General features: G+C 70.0%; 15 protein-coding genes. 6 read left to right on the forward strand and 9 right to left on the reverse strand.

All coding sequences use genetic code 11. The features are described from left to right. Nucleotides 1–12: 12 nt before the first annotated feature. Complete coding sequence (locus ACWDY5_RS32945; RefSeq protein ID WP_449726039.1) at nt 13–1674, forward strand: DNA repair helicase XPB; 1662 nt, start codon at nt 13–15, stop codon at nt 1672–1674. Here ACWDY5_RS32945 and ACWDY5_RS32950 read toward each other — a convergent pair. Next, on the reverse strand, nt 1667–2341 hold the full coding sequence (locus tag ACWDY5_RS32950) for a glycoside hydrolase family 75 protein (RefSeq protein ID WP_449726040.1): 675 nt from the start codon (nt 2339–2341) through the stop codon (nt 1667–1669). The genes ACWDY5_RS32945 and ACWDY5_RS32950 overlap by 8 nt on opposite strands. Before the next feature lie 337 nt (nt 2342–2678). Between ACWDY5_RS32950 and ACWDY5_RS32955 the strand changes: the two genes are divergently transcribed. Then, nucleotides 2679–4172, forward strand: a complete 1494-nt coding sequence (locus ACWDY5_RS32955; RefSeq protein WP_449726041.1) for a hypothetical protein — start codon at nt 2679–2681, stop codon at nt 4170–4172. Here ACWDY5_RS32955 and ACWDY5_RS32960 read toward each other — a convergent pair. Continuing rightward, nucleotides 4169–5146: an alpha/beta hydrolase family protein gene (locus tag ACWDY5_RS32960; protein WP_449726042.1), complete on the reverse strand. Its 978-nt coding sequence runs from the start codon at nt 5144–5146 to the stop codon at nt 4169–4171. The genes ACWDY5_RS32955 and ACWDY5_RS32960 overlap by 4 nt on opposite strands. A gap of 56 nt (nt 5147–5202) precedes the next feature. On the opposite strand from ACWDY5_RS32960, the gene ACWDY5_RS32965 reads away from it, so the two are divergent. The 3 genes from ACWDY5_RS32965 (at nt 5203) to ACWDY5_RS32975 (ending at nt 8490) form a co-directional block, all read left to right on the forward strand. Further along, nucleotides 5203–5808, forward strand: a complete 606-nt coding sequence (locus tag ACWDY5_RS32965; RefSeq protein ID WP_449726043.1) for a GNAT family N-acetyltransferase — start codon at nt 5203–5205, stop codon at nt 5806–5808. After that, nucleotides 5805–6662, forward strand: coding sequence for a PaaX family transcriptional regulator C-terminal domain-containing protein (locus tag ACWDY5_RS32970; RefSeq protein ID WP_449726044.1), 858 nt, complete (start codon nt 5805–5807; stop codon nt 6660–6662). Before ACWDY5_RS32965 ends, ACWDY5_RS32970 begins: the two co-directional genes overlap by 4 nt. Before the next feature lie 73 nt (nt 6663–6735). Then, the gene (locus tag ACWDY5_RS32975; RefSeq protein ID WP_449726045.1) at nt 6736–8490 is read left to right on the forward strand and encodes an AIPR family protein; all 1755 of its coding nucleotides are present in this window, start codon (nt 6736–6738) and stop codon (nt 8488–8490) included. Here ACWDY5_RS32975 and ACWDY5_RS32980 read toward each other — a convergent pair. Then, nucleotides 8459–9559, reverse strand: a complete 1101-nt coding sequence (locus ACWDY5_RS32980; RefSeq protein WP_449726046.1) for a CapA family protein — start codon at nt 9557–9559, stop codon at nt 8459–8461. The two genes, ACWDY5_RS32975 and ACWDY5_RS32980, sit on opposite strands and share 32 nt — an antisense overlap. A gap of 101 nt (nt 9560–9660) precedes the next feature. On the opposite strand from ACWDY5_RS32980, the gene ACWDY5_RS32985 reads away from it, so the two are divergent. Next, nucleotides 9661–9885: a PspC domain-containing protein gene (locus tag ACWDY5_RS32985; RefSeq protein WP_449726047.1), complete on the forward strand. Its 225-nt coding sequence runs from the start codon at nt 9661–9663 to the stop codon at nt 9883–9885. Nucleotides 9886–9892: 7 nt separating this feature from the next. Here the strand turns inward: ACWDY5_RS32985 and ACWDY5_RS32990 are convergent, their stop codons facing one another. The 6 genes from ACWDY5_RS32990 to ACWDY5_RS33015 all read right to left on the reverse strand — a co-directional run bounded on the left by ACWDY5_RS32990 (nt 9893) and on the right by ACWDY5_RS33015 (nt 16144). Continuing rightward, nucleotides 9893–11482: a beta-N-acetylhexosaminidase gene (locus ACWDY5_RS32990; RefSeq protein ID WP_449726048.1), complete on the reverse strand. Its 1590-nt coding sequence runs from the start codon at nt 11480–11482 to the stop codon at nt 9893–9895. After that, entirely contained in the window at nt 11479–12321 is an 843-nt protein-coding gene (locus ACWDY5_RS32995) for a carbohydrate ABC transporter permease (RefSeq protein ID WP_449726049.1), read from the reverse strand. The genes ACWDY5_RS32990 and ACWDY5_RS32995 overlap by 4 nt, the downstream gene beginning before the upstream one ends. Beyond that, nucleotides 12318–13226 carry a carbohydrate ABC transporter permease gene (locus tag ACWDY5_RS33000; protein ID WP_449726056.1) on the reverse strand — a complete coding sequence of 303 codons (909 nt, stop codon included), beginning with the start codon at nt 13224–13226 and terminating at the stop codon, nt 12318–12320. The genes ACWDY5_RS32995 and ACWDY5_RS33000 overlap by 4 nt, the downstream gene beginning before the upstream one ends. Before the next feature lie 62 nt (nt 13227–13288). Then, complete coding sequence (locus tag ACWDY5_RS33005; protein WP_449726050.1) at nt 13289–14578, reverse strand: extracellular solute-binding protein; 1290 nt, start codon at nt 14576–14578, stop codon at nt 13289–13291. A 205-nt stretch (nt 14579–14783) separates the two neighbouring features. After that, on the reverse strand, nt 14784–15455 hold the full coding sequence (locus ACWDY5_RS33010; RefSeq protein ID WP_449726051.1) for a copper homeostasis protein CutC: 672 nt from the start codon (nt 15453–15455) through the stop codon (nt 14784–14786). A gap of 44 nt (nt 15456–15499) precedes the next feature. Further along, nucleotides 15500–16144 carry a TNT domain-containing protein gene (locus tag ACWDY5_RS33015; RefSeq protein ID WP_449726052.1) on the reverse strand — a complete coding sequence of 215 codons (645 nt, stop codon included), beginning with the start codon at nt 16142–16144 and terminating at the stop codon, nt 15500–15502. Between the last annotated feature and the right edge of the window lie 208 nt (nt 16145–16352).

Genomic DNA, 16352 nt, shown 5'->3' on the forward strand with positions numbered 1-16352 from the left:
GCCCGATACCCCGTGACCGACGGACCCCTCATCGTCCAGTCCGACAAGACCCTGCTGCTAGAGGTCGACCACGAGCTGGCCGACGAGGCACGCATCGCGATCGCGCCGTTCGCCGAGCTGGAGCGCGCGCCCGAGCACGTGCACACCTACCGGGTGACCCCGCTGGCGCTGTGGAACGCGCGCGCCGCCGGGCACGACGCCGAGCAGGTGGTGGACGCGCTGGTCCGCTACTCGCGCTACTCGGTGCCGCAGCCGCTGCTGGTGGACGTGGTGGACACCATGGGCCGCTTCGGGCGGCTACAGCTGGCCAACCACCCCGTGCACGGCCTCGTCATGTCCACTGTGGACCGGGCCGTGCTGGAGGAGGTGCTGCGCAACAAGAAGATCGCGCCGATGCTGGGCGACCGGCTGGACCCGGACACCGTGGTGGTGCACCCCAGCCAGCGCGGCCACCTCAAGCAGCTGCTGCTCAAGGCGGGCTGGCCGGCCGAGGACCTGGCAGGCTACGTCGACGGCGAGGCGCACCCGATCGCGCTGGCCGAGAACGGCTGGAACCTGCGCGACTACCAGCGGCACGCCGCGCAGGCGTTCTGGGCAGGCGGCTCCGGCGTGATCGTGCTGCCCTGCGGCGCGGGCAAGACGCTGGTCGGCGCGGCCGCGATGGCGCAGGCTCAGGCGACCACGCTGATCCTGGTCACCAACACGGTGGCCGGCCGGCAGTGGAAACGGGAGCTGGTCGCGCGCACCTCGCTGACCGAGGACGAGATCGGCGAGTACTCGGGCGAGCGCAAGGAGGTCCGCCCGGTCACCATCGCCACTTACCAGGTGATCACCCGCAAGACCAAGGGCGAGTACCGGCACCTGGAGCTGTTCGACTCCAGGGACTGGGGCTTGATCGTCTACGACGAGGTGCACCTGCTGCCGGCCCCGGTGTTCCGGATGACCGCCGACCTGCAGTCCCGCCGCCGCCTCGGCCTGACCGCGACCCTGGTCCGCGAGGACGGCCGGGAGGGCGACGTGTTCTCCCTGATCGGCCCGAAGCGCTACGACGCGCCGTGGCGGGACATCGAGGCACAGGGCTGGATCGCGCCGGCGGAGTGCGTCGAGGTCCGGGTCACCATGACCGAGAACGAGCGCCTCCAGTACGCCACCGCCGAGCCGGAGGAGCGCTACAAGATGTGCTCCACCGCCCGCACCAAGGCCCCGGTGGTCCGCGCCATCCTGGACCGCCACCCGGACGAGCCCACCCTGGTCATCGGCGCCTACCTGGACCAGCTCGACGAGCTCGGCGAGGCCCTCAACGCCCCGGTCATCCAGGGCTCCACCAGGAACAAGGAGCGCGAGGCCCTCTTCGACGCCTTCCGCAGGGGCGAGATCCGCACCCTGGTCGTGTCCAAGGTGGCCAACTTCTCCATCGACCTGCCCGAGGCCTCGGTCGCGGTGCAGGTCTCCGGCACCTTCGGCTCCCGCCAGGAAGAGGCCCAGCGACTGGGCAGGTTGTTGCGCCCCAAGGGAGATGGACGTCAGGCGCACTTCTACTCGGTGGTGGCCAGGGACAGCCTGGACACCGACTACGCGGCACACCGGCAGCGGTTCCTGGCCGAGCAGGGGTACGCGTACCGGATCGTGGACGCGGACGACCTGCTCGGCCCGGCACTACCGGAGATCAGCTGACCAACGCGGTCGCGGCCTGCTGCCCGAGGCGGACCGCGGTCGCGTTGTTCTCGATCGGACTGGCCTTCACCCCGGGGAACACCACGAAGTCGACCACGGCCCCACTCACGCCCCCGGTGCTCGGATGCGGGTTGATGCCGAGCTGCCGCGCCATGCCGTAGGAGGCCTCACCGATGATCGCCTTCGGCCCGAGGTCCCCGACCACCCCGTAGACCACCTTGTCCTTGTACACCGCGACCGCCACCGTGCCCCCGGTGATCCCGGAGTCGCGGTAGTTCCAGGTCGGACTGGCCAGCGGCACCACGATGAAGGGCAGCGTCTCCGCGTTGAGCGGCTTGCCGTCGGACTGGTTGAAGGCGGTGGCGTTCTGCCAGTACGGATCGGTGCTGGCATTGCACTTGGCGGTGCGCTGCCCGTCGCAGTCGATGTCCAGGTCCGCCCGCCAGTGCACGGCCTTGCGGGTGGCACAGACCGGCACGGTCCGCGCTCCCCCGGCGTCGTGGGCGTACTTGCCGTTGGAGACCTGCTTGGTGCAGGCGGCCACGGCGGCCTTGAGCTGCGCTGCGGTGGGTGGGGCGTCGGTGGGTGGGGCGGCTTGGGCGGCGAGGGCGGGGGTGATCGGGGTGAGGGCGAGTGCGGCGGCGAGCGCGAGCAGGGCTGTGCGCATGATGACCTCCAGGCAGGGACTGGCAATCACTAACCACTTCAGCCTGAAGATGGTTACCGGTTCACAAGCGAGTCGGCAAGGGTCCGGCTTCAGCTTTGATGAAGCGGCAAAGAATTGGGGGGCCCAGCCGTTTCGGCGAGGCCCCCCGTAGGTGAGGTTGACTATAACCGCTAATCTATTCGCCGTGCAACCAGCAGACCCCGAATATGCACAGGTTGTCCTGGCTCGCCTCATCGACTTCTGTCGAGCAGAAGGCAATCTGTGGACCAGGAGGCTGTGGGACATCGGTCCGATCCTGGCCCTGGAGGAGCTGTGGGAATCAGCGACCTGGCGGTCCATGAAGGTGATTTCCGGCAGCGCCCTCGAGTGGCAGCGACACCAGCTCAACGGTCTGATCAGTCAGGATCTCGGCCTGAGTGGCGCGGCCCTGCGCGGTGAACTGACCCGGCTGATCGGCACGCGCACGCCGGCCGCCGCCAGCTACGACCACCAGCGGCTCCGCCTGGCCATCGACCATGCCCGGGTGGGCTACCTGGACCGATGGGCCGACCGCGTGGCCGAAGGCGCCCAGGTGCGACCCGAACGACTGGCGCGCGCCCTCGCCGCCCATCTGCTCGACCTCGGCTACACCCCGCAGTTCCTGACCACCCAGTGGCTGACAACGCTGCGTTCGAGAAATATCCACCCCGAGGCGATAATTGCCACCGCCGCCGGACTTGCGCGCATTCCGCCCCGAGAATTTCAGGTTCTACTACCACTTGACGCCATACCCGAGCGGTCCACAGCGGCAAATTCTCCTGGCTGGCTGAACAATTCGGAAGTGATCAGCTGGCTCACCAGGGAAGGCCATTCGACGAGCGGCGTCCGCGCCGAGGGCGGATTCCTCTACCGGGTCCGCGCGCGGGATCCTTACGGCGCCGCAGACCAGGTGCGGCGCCTGTTCGAACGAATTGCCGTCCGCTCGCTCTTCGCCCGGCGGGACCGGGGTGGCGTCTCCGCCGCGGTGCTGTGGGTCGGCGGCCATCCCGACCCGCAGCCCCTGATCGGTCCGGCCCGCCACGCGGACGTGCTGTCGCTGACCAGGCAGGGCCGCCTCTACGACGTGACCAGGCAGCGCGGCCCGGTCGACGACGCACTGGAGCTGGCCGCACCGGTGAACCAGGCCGGCGCCGCAGGCCCCGCGGTCGCCGGCGCCTGGGCGGCCATCGAATCCTTGCTCTACCACCCTGACGATCCAGTCCCGGCCGGCCAGCGCAGTGGCCGGGCGGTCGCGGCGGACCGCCTGGCCACGATCGTGGCCTGTTCCTGGCCACGCGCCGAACTGACCACACTGGCCTACCGGCATGGGTCTGCGGACCAGCCGGACGAGCTGTCCCGGCGGCGGGACGCCTGCGCCACCAGCCGGGAGCGAGCCCAGGTCCTGCTCACCGAGATCACCGCGAACGGTGTGGCCGGCCTGCGGTTCCACGGGTGGACCAGGCACAGTGACCGGGACGCGGCCCAACGACTGGCCGCGTGCGTGGCCGAGCCGAAGCGGGTGCTCGACGAGTTGTCCTCGGTCCTGCGAACCACGCTGCGGCGGCTGTACCGGGCGCGCAACATCGTGCTGCACGGCGGCTCGACGTCCAGCGTCGCACTGGAGGCCACGCTGCGCACCGCGGCCCCGGTACTGGGGGCCGGGCTGGACCGGATCGCGCACGCCTACTTCGGGGAAGGGCTGAGCCCGTTGGACCTGGCGGAGCGGGCGGACCTGAGCACCGCGCTGGTCGGCGGGGAGACCGGGCTGTCGCTGGTGGACCTGTTGCGGAAGCCGGGACAGGAGGCGGCTTAGCCGAGGTCGCGCAGGAAGCGTTGCTGGTCTGCCAGGAAGCCGGTGGCGAACAGGGCCCTTGGCGCGAAGAGGGCGGTCAGGGTGAGCTTGAGGTCGGAGCGTTCGATGGTGTCCTTGACCAGGGAGTGGGCCGCGTCGGGGTAGTGCTTGACCTGGAGTGCGCCGCCTTCGGCAAGGGCCGCTCGGTAGCCGCGTTCGGTGTCCGCGGTGTCCACGTTGCGGTCGTGGCCTGCCAGGGTGAGGAGCACTGGCACGCCGCGCAGGACGGGTAGGTCCGGGGTGGCGTCGGCGGTGTGGTTCTTGGTGATGAAGCGCCAGCGGTCGGGGGTCAGGCCGTGCGTTTCGCCGCCCATGGCGCGGGTGTAGTCGTCGAAACTCGCCTGGGTGGCCAGTAGGCGGCGGGTGGTGTCGCTCCTGGTGAGCTGCGCCTCGGTGGGGTTGCCGGCGAGCAGGTGGAAGCGGCCCTGCTGGAGCCAGTTGATCGCGGGTGAGACGGCCAGCACGAAGCGCACCGGGGTCCGGGCGGCGACCTTCGGCAGCACCCAGCCCGCCTGGCTGGCGCCCCACAGGCCGATGCGGTCGCCGTCGATGTCGGGGCGGGCGCGGGCCCAGGCGATGGCGGCGACGGCTTCCTCGGCGCGGTCGGTCATGGACTGGTCCAGCCAGTTGCCGGGGGCGTTCGCGACGCCGGGTTTGTGCCAGGACAGGGTGGCGTAGCCGGCCTTGGCGTTGGCCTCCCAGATCGGGCGGTAGCCGCCCTCGTGGGTGGCGTCGACCGGGCCGTCGCCGTGCAGGTGGACCACCAGGCCGTGGCGGGTACCGGTCTTGGGCGTGGCCAGCACGCCGTGCAGCAGGTGGCCGCCGTGGTTGATCGTGACGGACTGCTCGTTCAGGTCGTAGGAGTGTTGCCACAGCAGCGCACCGCCCAGCCCCACGGCCACAACCAGGACTGTGACCAGCACTTTGACTCGCATGGCGGCGAAACTATCATGTTCAGAACGATCGTTGAGACTGTGATAGTTTTGGCGGCATGGCAGTGGTGACTCTCCGGCGAGGTGTGCCCTCCGGTGCGGAATGGCAGGCGGCGCGGTTGTACTGGGCGGCGTTCGGGCGCAAGCTCGGGCCCGCGCTGAACCCGCCGGAGCTGGCGGTGCGCTTCCTCGCCGAGCAGCTCAACGCCGATCGCGCGGTCAGCGCGCTGCGCGACGGACAACTGGTCGGCCTGGCCGGTTATCAGCTCGACGGGCGGGCGTTCATCAGCGGCTCCGGCCGGTCCGTGCTGCGCTACTACGGGCTGCGCGGGTGGTGGCGGCTGCCGTTGCTGGCGCTGTTCACCCGCAGGCCCGCGCCGGAGCAGCTGGTCATGGACGGCATCGCGGTCGAGGAGAGCGCGCGCGGGCTGGGCATCGGCAGCCTGCTCATCGAGGAGGTGGTCGCCGTCGCCGCGGAGCACAACCGGGAGCAGGTCCGGCTGGACGTGATCGACACCAACCCGCGCGCCAGGGCGCTGTACGAGCGGCGGGGCTTCACCGCGGTGCGCACCCAGCGGACGCCGTTCCTGCGCCGCCTGCTGGGATTCAGCGCGGTGACCACGATGCACCGCCCCGTCCCGCCGAGAGGACCCCGCACCCCGTGACCGACCGCATCCAGGTCCCCACCCGCCTGCTCGTGCACGCCCTGGTCCGCGCGGACGGCACCGTCGACGCCGGCGAGCTGTACCGCGTCGCCGAGACCATCGGGATGAGCGAGCAGCAGGTCCGCCTGTGCGTCAAACGCCTGGTCACCGAGGGCCGGTTCGGCCACGAGGGCCGCGGCCGCAAAGCGGTGCTGCACGCCAGCGCGGACACCCTGCGCGAGCTCGCCCCCAACCTCGACTTCCTGCACCACGCCTACCGCCAGGACACCGGCCTCGAGCCGTGGGACGGCCGCTGGCACCTGGCCGCCTTCGCGGTGCCCGAGTCCGCCCGCCCGGCCAGGGACGCCCTGCGCGACACCCTGCTCCGCCTCGGCGGCGCGGCCCTGCAAGGCGGCCTGTACGTCTGCGCGAACCCCTGGGAGCCCTACCTGGTGGAGGCGGCCAGCGAACTCGGCGTGCCGGACTCACTCACCCTGCTCACCAGCACGGACCTGCGCCGGGGCGAGATCAGCGACCCGGTCGAGCTCGCGCGGGAGCTCTGGCCGCAGGAGGAGCTCGCCGAGGGCTACCGGCGGCTCAGCCGGATCGCCGAGACCCGCCTCGCCCGGCTCAGCGGCGCACCGTCGGCGGACGAACGACTTGTCATCGCGGTGGAACTGGCCGCTGAACTGAGCCGGGTGATGGACCCCGATCCGCTGCTGCCGCCCGAGCTGCTGCCCCAGCCCTGGCCCGGCGTCCAGGCCAGGGACCTGTTCGCCCATTGCTGGACCGCGCTAGGTGAGGAGACCTCTTCGGTGCTCTTCCGGCAGTACGCCGAACTGGTTCCGCTGAAAGGTCGGCCGCAGGGAGCCTAGGTAAAACTGCGTTCTGGCGGCTCGGGTAGGCAGTACCGGCCGTCGTTGGAACGTGGGGGGTCTCATGGATCGCGTGCTCGAAGGTCTGAACAAGCAGTTCCGGGAAGAGCACGACCTGGCCAGCCTCAAGCCGGACGAGCTGTTCGAGGCCTTCTGCGCCTACTGCATCACCCGGTCGATCTTCGAGGACGAGTTCGACCCCCAGGAGCTCTGCCTGGGCGGCGGCGGTGACCTGGCCATCGACGCGGTGGCGATCCTGATCAACGGCGAGCTGCTGACCAACGTCGACGAGGTGGTCAGCACGGTCAAGCAGGCCAGGACCGTCGACGCGCACTTCGTCATCATCCAGTCGAAGACCAGCTCCAGTTTTGACGGCAAGGTCATCACCGACCTGACCGACAACCTGGTTGAGCTCTTCACCTCCGAAACCATCAGCTACCCGGCGTCCTCCGACATCGGCGACCTCAAGAAGTGCGTGGAGACCGTCTACGCCAACGTCGGCAAGCTGCGCACGCTGCCCCGGATCAACGTCTACTACGCGACCAGCGGCCGGGTGACCGACGACGAGCACCTCGCCGCGAAGCTGGCCAAGGCCGAGGAACGGCTCGACCGGACCGAGCTGTTCGACAAGCCGCGCTGGCACCTGCTCGGCTCCCGTGAGCTCCGCGAGCTGTACCAGCGCGCGACCACCGCGGTCTCGGCGGAGTTCTCGATGGAGAAGCGCATCTCCGTGCCGAAGATCGCCGGGGTCGAGCAGGCGTTCCTCGGCCTGCTACCGGCCAGCGAGCTGGTGAAGATCATCTCTGACTCGAGCGGCGGCATCCGCAGGTCGGTCTTCTTCGAGAACGTGCGCGACTTCCAGGGTGACAACGCGGTCAACCAGGAGATCCGCAAGACCCTCCAGGACGTCGATCGCTGCGAGCGCTTCGCGGTGCTCAACAACGGGGTCACCATCGTGGCGAGGGAGATCCAGAGTGCCGGTGACGACCTGAAGGTGTCGGACTTCCAGGTGGTCAACGGGTGTCAGACCTGCCACGTGCTGTTCGAGGAGAAGGACTCGCTCCGCGACTCGGTGTGGGTCTCGGTGAAGCTGATCGAGTCCAAGGACGACGACATCATCTCCGGCATCATCGCGGCCACCAACCGCCAGACCGCGGTCAGCGATGAGGACCTGGAGGCGAAGGAGCAGTTCCACAAGGACCTCGAGGAGTTGTTCAACTCCTTCAGCCACGACGAACGCCTCTACTACGAGCGCCGTTCGGGCCAGTACACGCCGCAGTCGATCGAGAAGACGCGCATCGTCTCCCGTGGTCAGCTCACCCGCGCCTTCGCTTCGGTCTTCCTCGGTGAGGCCGCGAGGGCGGGGCGCAGCTACAAGGACCTCCGGGAGAACCGCAGGGACGAACTGTTCAACGAGGAGCAGTCGCCGTACGCCTACTACGCCAGCGCGGTGATCGCCTACCGGGTCGAGTGGCTGCTCCGGAACAAGAGGATCGACCGCAAGTTCGGCCCGGCCAAGTACCACCTGATGGAGGCGTACAAGACCTACCTCATCGGGGACGTGCCGCTGGAGCGGTCCGCGCGCAAGGCGGAGCGGCAGTGCCAGCCGCTGGTGGAAACGGCCTGGGACCAGGAGCAGTCCCTCCAGGTGGCCGACGTGATCATCGAAGCGGCCGAGCGGGCGGTGGCGAACGCGCACTCCGCCGGGCTGCTCCGGGACTTCTTCCGGTCCCAGCAGTTCACCGTGGCGCTCAACGAGGAGCTCATCAGGGAACGGGCCCGGCGCGCGCCCTCGGCTACTGCCCCACCGGCAGCTCCGCCGCGCTGACGCCCGCGCTGCGCACGATCCGGTCGATCCGGTTGGCCGCCTCGTTCTCCCCCGGCTTCAGCGTGCGCAGCCGGATCGGCGGTCCCAGGTCGACCAGCGTTGGCAGATAGTCCGCCGTCACCTGCCAGGAGCCGTTGGCCTCGGCGAAGCGGAAGCGGGCCAGCACGCCTTCCTCGGTGACGCCGCGGGGTTCCTCGTGCTTGGCGATGTGGTTGCCGAGGCCGTAGGCGACCCACTTGCCCGCGACCTTGGCGATGGGCTGCACGACGTGGGCGTGGTGGCCGATGATCAGGTCGATGGCCGGGTCGTCCAGGAGCTTGGCGGCCAGTTGTTTCTGGTCGGCGGTGGGGTCGTGGCGGTACTCCACGCCCCAGTGCAGGCTGGCCAGCACGACCTCGGCGCCGGCGGCCTTGGTGGCGCGGGCGGCCTTGAGCACGGACTCGGCGCTGAGCTGGTTGGACAGCCAGGGTTTGTCGGCGGGGAGCTTGAGGCCGTTGAAGCCGAAGGTGTGCGAGATGTGGCCGACCTTGACGCCGTTCACCTCGTAGATCACCGGTTTGGCCGCCTCGGGGGCGGTGCGGGCGGAGCCGGTGTGCTTCAGGCCTGCCGCGTCCAGGGCGTCCAGGGTGCGTTTCACGCCGTCCACGCCCTGGTCGAGGGTGTGGTTGGAGGCCGTGGAGCAGGTGTCGTAGCCGGTGGCTTTGAGCGCGGTGACGACCTCGGGCGGGGCGTTGAAGCTGGGGTAGCCCTTGAACGGGCCGCCGGGGGCGGCGATGGGGACTTCCAGGTGGCAGATGGCCAGGTCGGCGCCGCTGATCGCGGGTTTCACGCCCTCGAAGAGCTTGGTGTAGTCGCGGCTGCCGCCACCGTCGGCGGTGGCCTGGGTGGTCAGGGCCGGGTGGATCAGCACGTCGCCGGTGGCCGCGACGGTGAAGGCGCGCGGCGGTGGGGCCGCGGCTGAGGTGGGGGTCTGCGCGGAGGTGGTCGCGGGCGGGGCCGGCTGGTCCGCGCCGCAAGCGGTCAGCACCAGGGTGGCGGCCGCGAGGGCGGCGGTCAGGGGTCCGCGCATTTCTCGACCCTAACTCCCCCTGGCCGCGTCCGGGCCGGTTCCGGGGCGGGCTCCGGGGTCACCCTGATCCGCCGGAGCCGCCCGCGGTCAAAACTTGTGGCATGTACGAGAACACGACTTACCCCGAGACCGGACAGCCCGTGAAGAAGCTGCGCCGCAGCCGGACCGACAAGATGCTGGCCGGGGTCTGCGGCGGGATCGGCAAGCTGCTGGGCATCGACGCGGCGATCATCCGCATCGTGCTGGTGGCCGCCACCCTGCTCGGCTTCGGCACCGGCGCGATCATCTACCTCATCTGCTGGCTGATCATGCCGGAAGAGGCCTGAGCCGCCCTCACCTCGGCCAGCCCTGCACGTCCGGTCTGCGCTGCCAGGGCAGGGGGCCGTCGAGGGGGCGGTACTCCACGCCCAGCGCGTCCAGCCGGGGCAGGTGGTGCTCGGTGAGGCGGTGCAGGAACCCCGGTTCGTCGCGGGATGCGGGGCTCCACACCACTTCGGCGAACGCGGCCAACCTGGGGAAGGCCGCGTAGTCCAGTCGCCGGGGCGAGTCCAGGTGCTCGGTCCACAGCTGGGCCTGCGCGCCGAGCACGTGCGCGGCCGCGTCCGGGTCCAGGCCGGCCGGGACCGGCTCGTAGCCGTAGACATCGGTGACCGTGCGCACGAACCCGACCGGGATCGGCTCGTCCGGGTGCTCGGACTGCCGGTGGTCCAGGTACACCTTCTGTTCCGGGCACATCACCACGTCGTGCCCGGCCTTGGCCGCCGTGGCGCCGGCTTCCTCGCCCCGCCAGGAGGCCACCACCAGGCCGGTCGGCAGCTCGCCGACCTCCATGATCTCGTCCCAGCCGAACGCCGTGCGGCCGTGGCCCGCGAGGTGTTCGGCCAGCTGGCGCAGGAACCAGCCGTGCAGACCGGCCTCGTCGGCCAGGCCCAGCTCGGCGATGCGGCGCTGGGCCAGCGGATCGCGCCGCCACTGCACCAGCGGTACCTCGTCGCCGCCGATGCCGATCACCTGGCTCGGGAAGACCTCGACCACCTCGTCGAGCACGTGCCGGAAGAACTGGACCGTCTCATCCCGGACGTTGAGCACGTTGTCGTTGATGCCCCAGCGGGTCCACACCCCGATCGGCTGGTCCAGGTTGCCCAGCTCGGGGTAGGCCGCGATGGCCGCCTGGGTGTGGCCGGGCACGTCGATCTCCGGGACCACCGTGATGCCCAGACCGGCCGCGTAGCCGACGATCTCGCGCAGGTCGTCCTTGGTGTAGAAGCCGCCGTGCGGGCGGGCGTCGTAGTTGCCGCGCTGCCACGGCCCGACACCGGAACGCTCCCGCCAGGCGCCGACCTCGGTCAGCTTCGGGTAGCGCTCGATCTCCATCCGCCAGCCCTGGTCATCGGTGAGGTGCAGGTGCAGCACGGAGAATTTGTGCGCGGCGAGCAGGTCCAGGAAGCGCAGCACGCCGTCCTTGGGCAGGAAATGCCTTGCCACGTCGAGTAAACAGCCGCGCCAGGCAAAGCGGGGCCGGTCCCGCACCTGACCGCAGGGCAGCAACCACTGTCCTTTGTGGACAGCGGAGCGGCGGAAGGCGGCTGGGCCGAACAGCTGGCGCAGGGTCTGAGCCGCGTGCCGCGCGCCGGCCAGGGAACCGGCGCGCACGTCCGCCGCGGTCCCGGTGATGGTGAGGACGTACTCCTCCTCGCCCAGTCCGCCGTCCAGGCCGAACCGGATCTCCGGACCACCCGCCTCGGCCGAGTCGAGCGGGAAACCCGTTGCCGCGCTGAGGTTCTGCCGCAGCCAGCTCGCCGCGACCGCGAGCGCCGGGTCAGCCAGGATCGCGGTGCCCGGGCGCAGCTCGAACTCGCCGGCGGCACGGACGGTGGAGTGCGGGCGGGGCAGCAGCACGTCGAAGGACGGGGTCATGCTCATCCCTTCACCGCCCCGGCCAGGCCGGAGACGAGACGTCGTTGCACGAAGATGAAGAAGATCAGCACCGGGATGGTCATGAGGGTGGAGCCCGCCATGATCGCACCCCAGTCGTTCTGGTCCGGCTTGAAGAAGGTGAGGATGGCCAGCGGCAGGGTCTGGTTCTCCTCGGCGGAGATGATGAAGGTCTTGGCGAAGAGGAAGTCGTTCCAGGCGTGGATGAACGACAGCACGCTGGTCGCGACCAGACCCGGTGCCACCAAAGGAAAGAGCACCTGCCAGGTGAAGCGGAACCGGCTGGCGCCGTCCAGGGTGGCCGCCTCCTCCAGCTCCACCGGCACCGCGGCCACGAACCCGCGCAGCATCCAGATCGCGAACGGCAGGCCGAAGGCCAGGTGCACCAGCATCAGCGAGCCGAGCTGGTTGAGCCCGAAGGCCGGGGCCACGTCGCCGACCTGGCGCATCAGGAAGAACAGCGGCACGGTCAGCGCCTCCACCGGCACCAGCTGCGCGATGAGCAGCATCACCAGCATCGTGGTGCGGCCCTTGAACCGGAACCGGGTCAGCGCGGTGGCGGCCAGGAAGGAGCAGAGCAGCGCCACGACCACCACCACCAGCGCGACCACCACGCTGTTGAGGAAGTAGCGGCCGAAGTTCTCCACGGTGAGGACCTTGGTGAAGCTCTCCAGGCTGGGCGCGAAGGTCCACGGTCGCGGCGCGGTGGAGAGCACCTCGCTGGCCGGCTTGAGCGCGGAGAGCACCATCCAGTACAGCGGGAAGGCCACCACCAGCGCGATCAGCACGGTGACGATCTCGGCCACCGTGCGGCCGGGTCGTTTCACAGCTCCTCCCCGCTCCTGCGCAGCGCGCGCAGGTAGAGCACGATGACGCCGAGCAGCAGCACGGTCATCACCACGCCGATCGCCGAGCCGAGGCCGTACTCGCTGGCGGCGAAGGCTTTCTGGTAGGCGTAGACGTTGAGCACCAGGTTCTGCCCGGCCACGCCACCGCCGCCGGTCATCACGTAGATCTGGGTGAACAGCTTGAAGTCCCAGATGATCGACTGGATGGTCACGATGATCAGCAGCGGCCGCAGCAGCGGCAGGATCACGCTGGTCATGGTGCGCACGGTGGACGCGCCGTCCAGCGCCGCGGCCTCCAGCACCTCGCCGGGGATCGCCTTGATCCCGGCGTAGAGGGTGACCATGACGAACGGGAACGAGCACCAGACCACCTGGGCGGCGACCAGGCCGAAGGCCACGTACTTGTCGAAGGTCCAGGAGTAGCTGGCGAACCCGTCCAGGCCGACGCCGGTGAGGATCTCGTTGACCAGCCCGAAGTCGGTGTCGAAGAGGAACAGCCAGACCGTGGACCCGGCCACCGCGGGCGTGGACCAGGCGCCGATCGCGGCCAGGAACAGGATCATCCTGGGCACCGCGCGCACCCTGGTGGCCAGCAGCGCCAGCGCGGCGCCGACCAGCAGCGTGGCCACCACGCAGAACGCGGCGAACAGCACGGTCTGCAGCAGCACCTGCCAGAACTGCGGATCGCCCAGCAGCGCCTGGTAGTTGCCGAGGCCGAGGAACTCCAGTGGCGCACCGCCGCTGGCCTGCTCCTGGCCGTAGTCGAACAGCGAGATCACGATCAGCTGGTAGATCGGGTAGCCGAGCAGTCCGCCCAGCACCAGCAGGGTGGGCAGCAGGTAGCCGATCGCGGCCCGGCCGTCCCGTTTTTTCCCGCGCCGCAACGGTTTCCCCGGGGCCCCCGGTGGCGGCGCGGCTGCCGTCACCGGGGTCAGGGTGCCTTGGCTCACGAAGTGAAGGCCGTGTTCATCAGCTTGGCCGCCTCGGCGGTGGCCTCGTCCACGGTCTTCGCCTTGGTGACCACCTGCTGGATCATGTTGGGCAGCACGGTCTGCGCGTCGATCTTGGCCCAGGCCGGGGTGACCGGGACGAAGCGGGTGCCTGCCTCCAGGGTGGCGATGAACGGCTTGGTGAACTCGTCGCTGCCGGAGACCTCGCGCTGCACGTCGGTGAAGGTGGGCAGGTTGCCCATCGCGGCGTACATCTTGCGCTGGTACTTCTTGCCCGCCAGCACCTGCAGGAACTCCTTGGCCAGGGTGCGGCGCTCGGTGGAACGGGTGATGCCGAGTAGGTTGCCGCCGGCGAAGGCGGGCGCGATCGAGCCCGCGGTCTCCCCCGGCAGCGGCACCACGGCGAACTTGCCCTTCACCGCACCGGCCTCCACCGCCTTGCGGTTGAAGTCACCGCCGATGGTCATCGCGGCCTTGCCGGAGACGAAGGCCTGCACGCTGGCGTCGCCGCCGTTGGGCGCGCACGCCGACGGCGGGCAGATGTCCTCGCTGATCAGCTCGGCGTAGCGGCCCAGCCCGGCGCGGCTCTGCGCGCTGTCCACCGCGGCGGTGAACTTGCCGCCCTCGGCCTTGGCCAGGTCGCCACCGGCGGACCAGACGAAGGGCAGCATGCCGTAGGTGTACTTGCCGCCGACGGAGATGCCGTACAGCTCGGGCTTGGCCTTGCGGATCTGCCGCGCCAGCGGGGCCAGCTCGGCGAGGGTCTTGGGCGGTTGCAGGCCCAGCTCGGTGAAGACGTCGGTGCGGTAGTACAGCGCGCGCACGCCGACGAACCAGGGCAGGCCGTAGGTCTTGCCCTCCACCTTGCCGGTGTCCAGGATCTTGGGCGCGAAGTCGGCCGCCTCCGACCAGCCGGACAGGTCGCCGGAGAGGTCGGCGAACCCACCGGCGGCCACGTAGTTGGCCAGGTCGGTGTTGCCGAACTCGGCCACGTCCGGCGCGCTCTTGGCGTCGCTGAAGGCCGCCTTGAAGCGCTCGGCCCTACTGTTGACCTGGATGTACTGCACGTCGACGGTGACACCGGCGTGGGCGGCGGTGAACTCCTTGATGGCCTCGTTGACCACCGCTTCCTTGGGCGCCCGGTTGACCTCGTCGAAGAGCCAGACGCGCAACGTGCCGTCCTTGGCGTCGTTGGCCGAGTTGCTCGGACCGGACTGCACCGGGGCGCAGCCGACCGTGGCGAGCCCGACCAGCGCGGCCACTGCCGCGAGCCGTCTGATCGTCATCGAGACCTCCACACCTGGCGTTGTTGCATACTGCGCAATGGACATTTCGCATGAAGCAACGGGATGCTGGCGATGGTATGGGGCGAAACAGGCTCGAACAAGGGTCTAGACCATCCCAATTAGCAGGAGCGCCCGAGGAAACGACAGCGCGCCCGCGGGACGAGTCCGTCCCACGGGCGCGCGTGGCAGTTCTCCCGGCAGCGGGTCAGCCGTCGACCACCCGCCGCCACCCGGCGACCGCGTCCGGGTCCACCGGTGTGTCCCAGCCCCCGGCCCGAGCGGGTCCGCCGACGTGGAACCCGCTGATCCCGGCCGCCAGCAACTCCGGCACGTGCTGCTGCTTCAGCCCACCGCCGACCAGCACCGCCAGCCCGTCCGCCGCCTGCCGGTCCGCGAGCTTGCGCAACACCGGCAGCCCCTCGCCGACCCCCGCGGGGGATCCCGCCGCGAGTACCGTGTCGCACCCCAGCCCCGCGACCACCTCCCAGGCGGCCACCGGATCCACGGAGTTGTCCAGCGCCCGGTGAAAGGTCCAGGCCGCCCCGTCCAGCTCACCGAGCAACGCCCGGCAGGCCGCGAGGTCAACGGTGCTGTCGCCATCCAGGAACCCGAGCACGAACTCCGTCGCGCCCACGGCCCGCAGCTCAGCCGCATCCCGCCGCAGCCGATCCAGGTCGGCGGCCGCGTACCCCGCCGCGTCCCGCAACATCACCCGCACCGGCAGATCGGTCGCCGCGAGCACCGAGCGCACCGTGCCGGCGCTGGGCGTCAGCCCGCCGGAGTCCATGCCGGAGACCAGCTCCAGCCGATCCGCACCGCCAGCCTGCGCGGCCTCGGCATCCCGGGCGTCCAGCGCGATGACCTCCAGCAACGTCATGCCGACCAGCCTAACGTGGTCTAGACCTTCTCCGGATCGACCGTTCAGCTGCGAACGAGGTAGCCGTTGGCGAGCAGCCAGGCCACGTTGAGTCGCCCCTCCCCCGGCAACAGCGCACGGTCCAGCTTGATCCGCACCCCTCGCCCACGCTGCTCGAACCAGGGCGCGACCAGCCCCTTCCACACCCGGAACTCCTTGACCACTCGGTAGGTGTGGTAGTTGCATCGGTGGGCGGGATCGAAGGTGTAGAGGCTCTGCGGCGGCAACGACCGCTGGCTGTAGTGCGCCCCGATCAACTCCAGCGACTGTCCGCTCTCGCTGCCGAAGCGGTCCAGCTCGTAACCGGGGAGCAGCCGGTGCTCCCGCTTGATCGGCGAGTCGTCGGGCCCCAGCAGGAACCCGTCCTGCGGCGGGTGCCTCCAGCCGTTGGCGATGCCGTCCCAGTACTTGGCAAGGAACCCGTTGGCATCCAGCCCGCCGAAGCGCTGGTAACCGGCGACCAGCCGTCCGACCGGGTGCTGGGCGGTCCGGGGCAGCGTTTCCGGGCCAAGGCGGTTGTCATTGGGCAGGTACGAACCGGCACAGGCCAGCGGCGCCGTGGCCAGCGCCGGGGAGGCGGCACCCAGCAGCAGGGTGAGGTTGGCGAGCAGGGTGGCGAGGAAGGTGGCTAGAAGACGGCGGCCCCGCACGGGCACTCCTTCCAATGGTGATCATGGACGGAGCAATCCTGCTGGAAGGGCGGGCAAGGCGGGGTGCGAGCAGCACAGCGGGAAGGAAGACCACTCGGACGGGGCGGGCCGGCGGTGAAAACCCACGAAGAGGGCCTCTCGTCTTCTCCGTACGGCCTGGAGACCGCGCACCGCATCCCGCCGAGCAGACGCTCACAGCAACCGCCGC

Source organism: Crossiella sp. NPDC003009, from assembly GCF_053591555.1.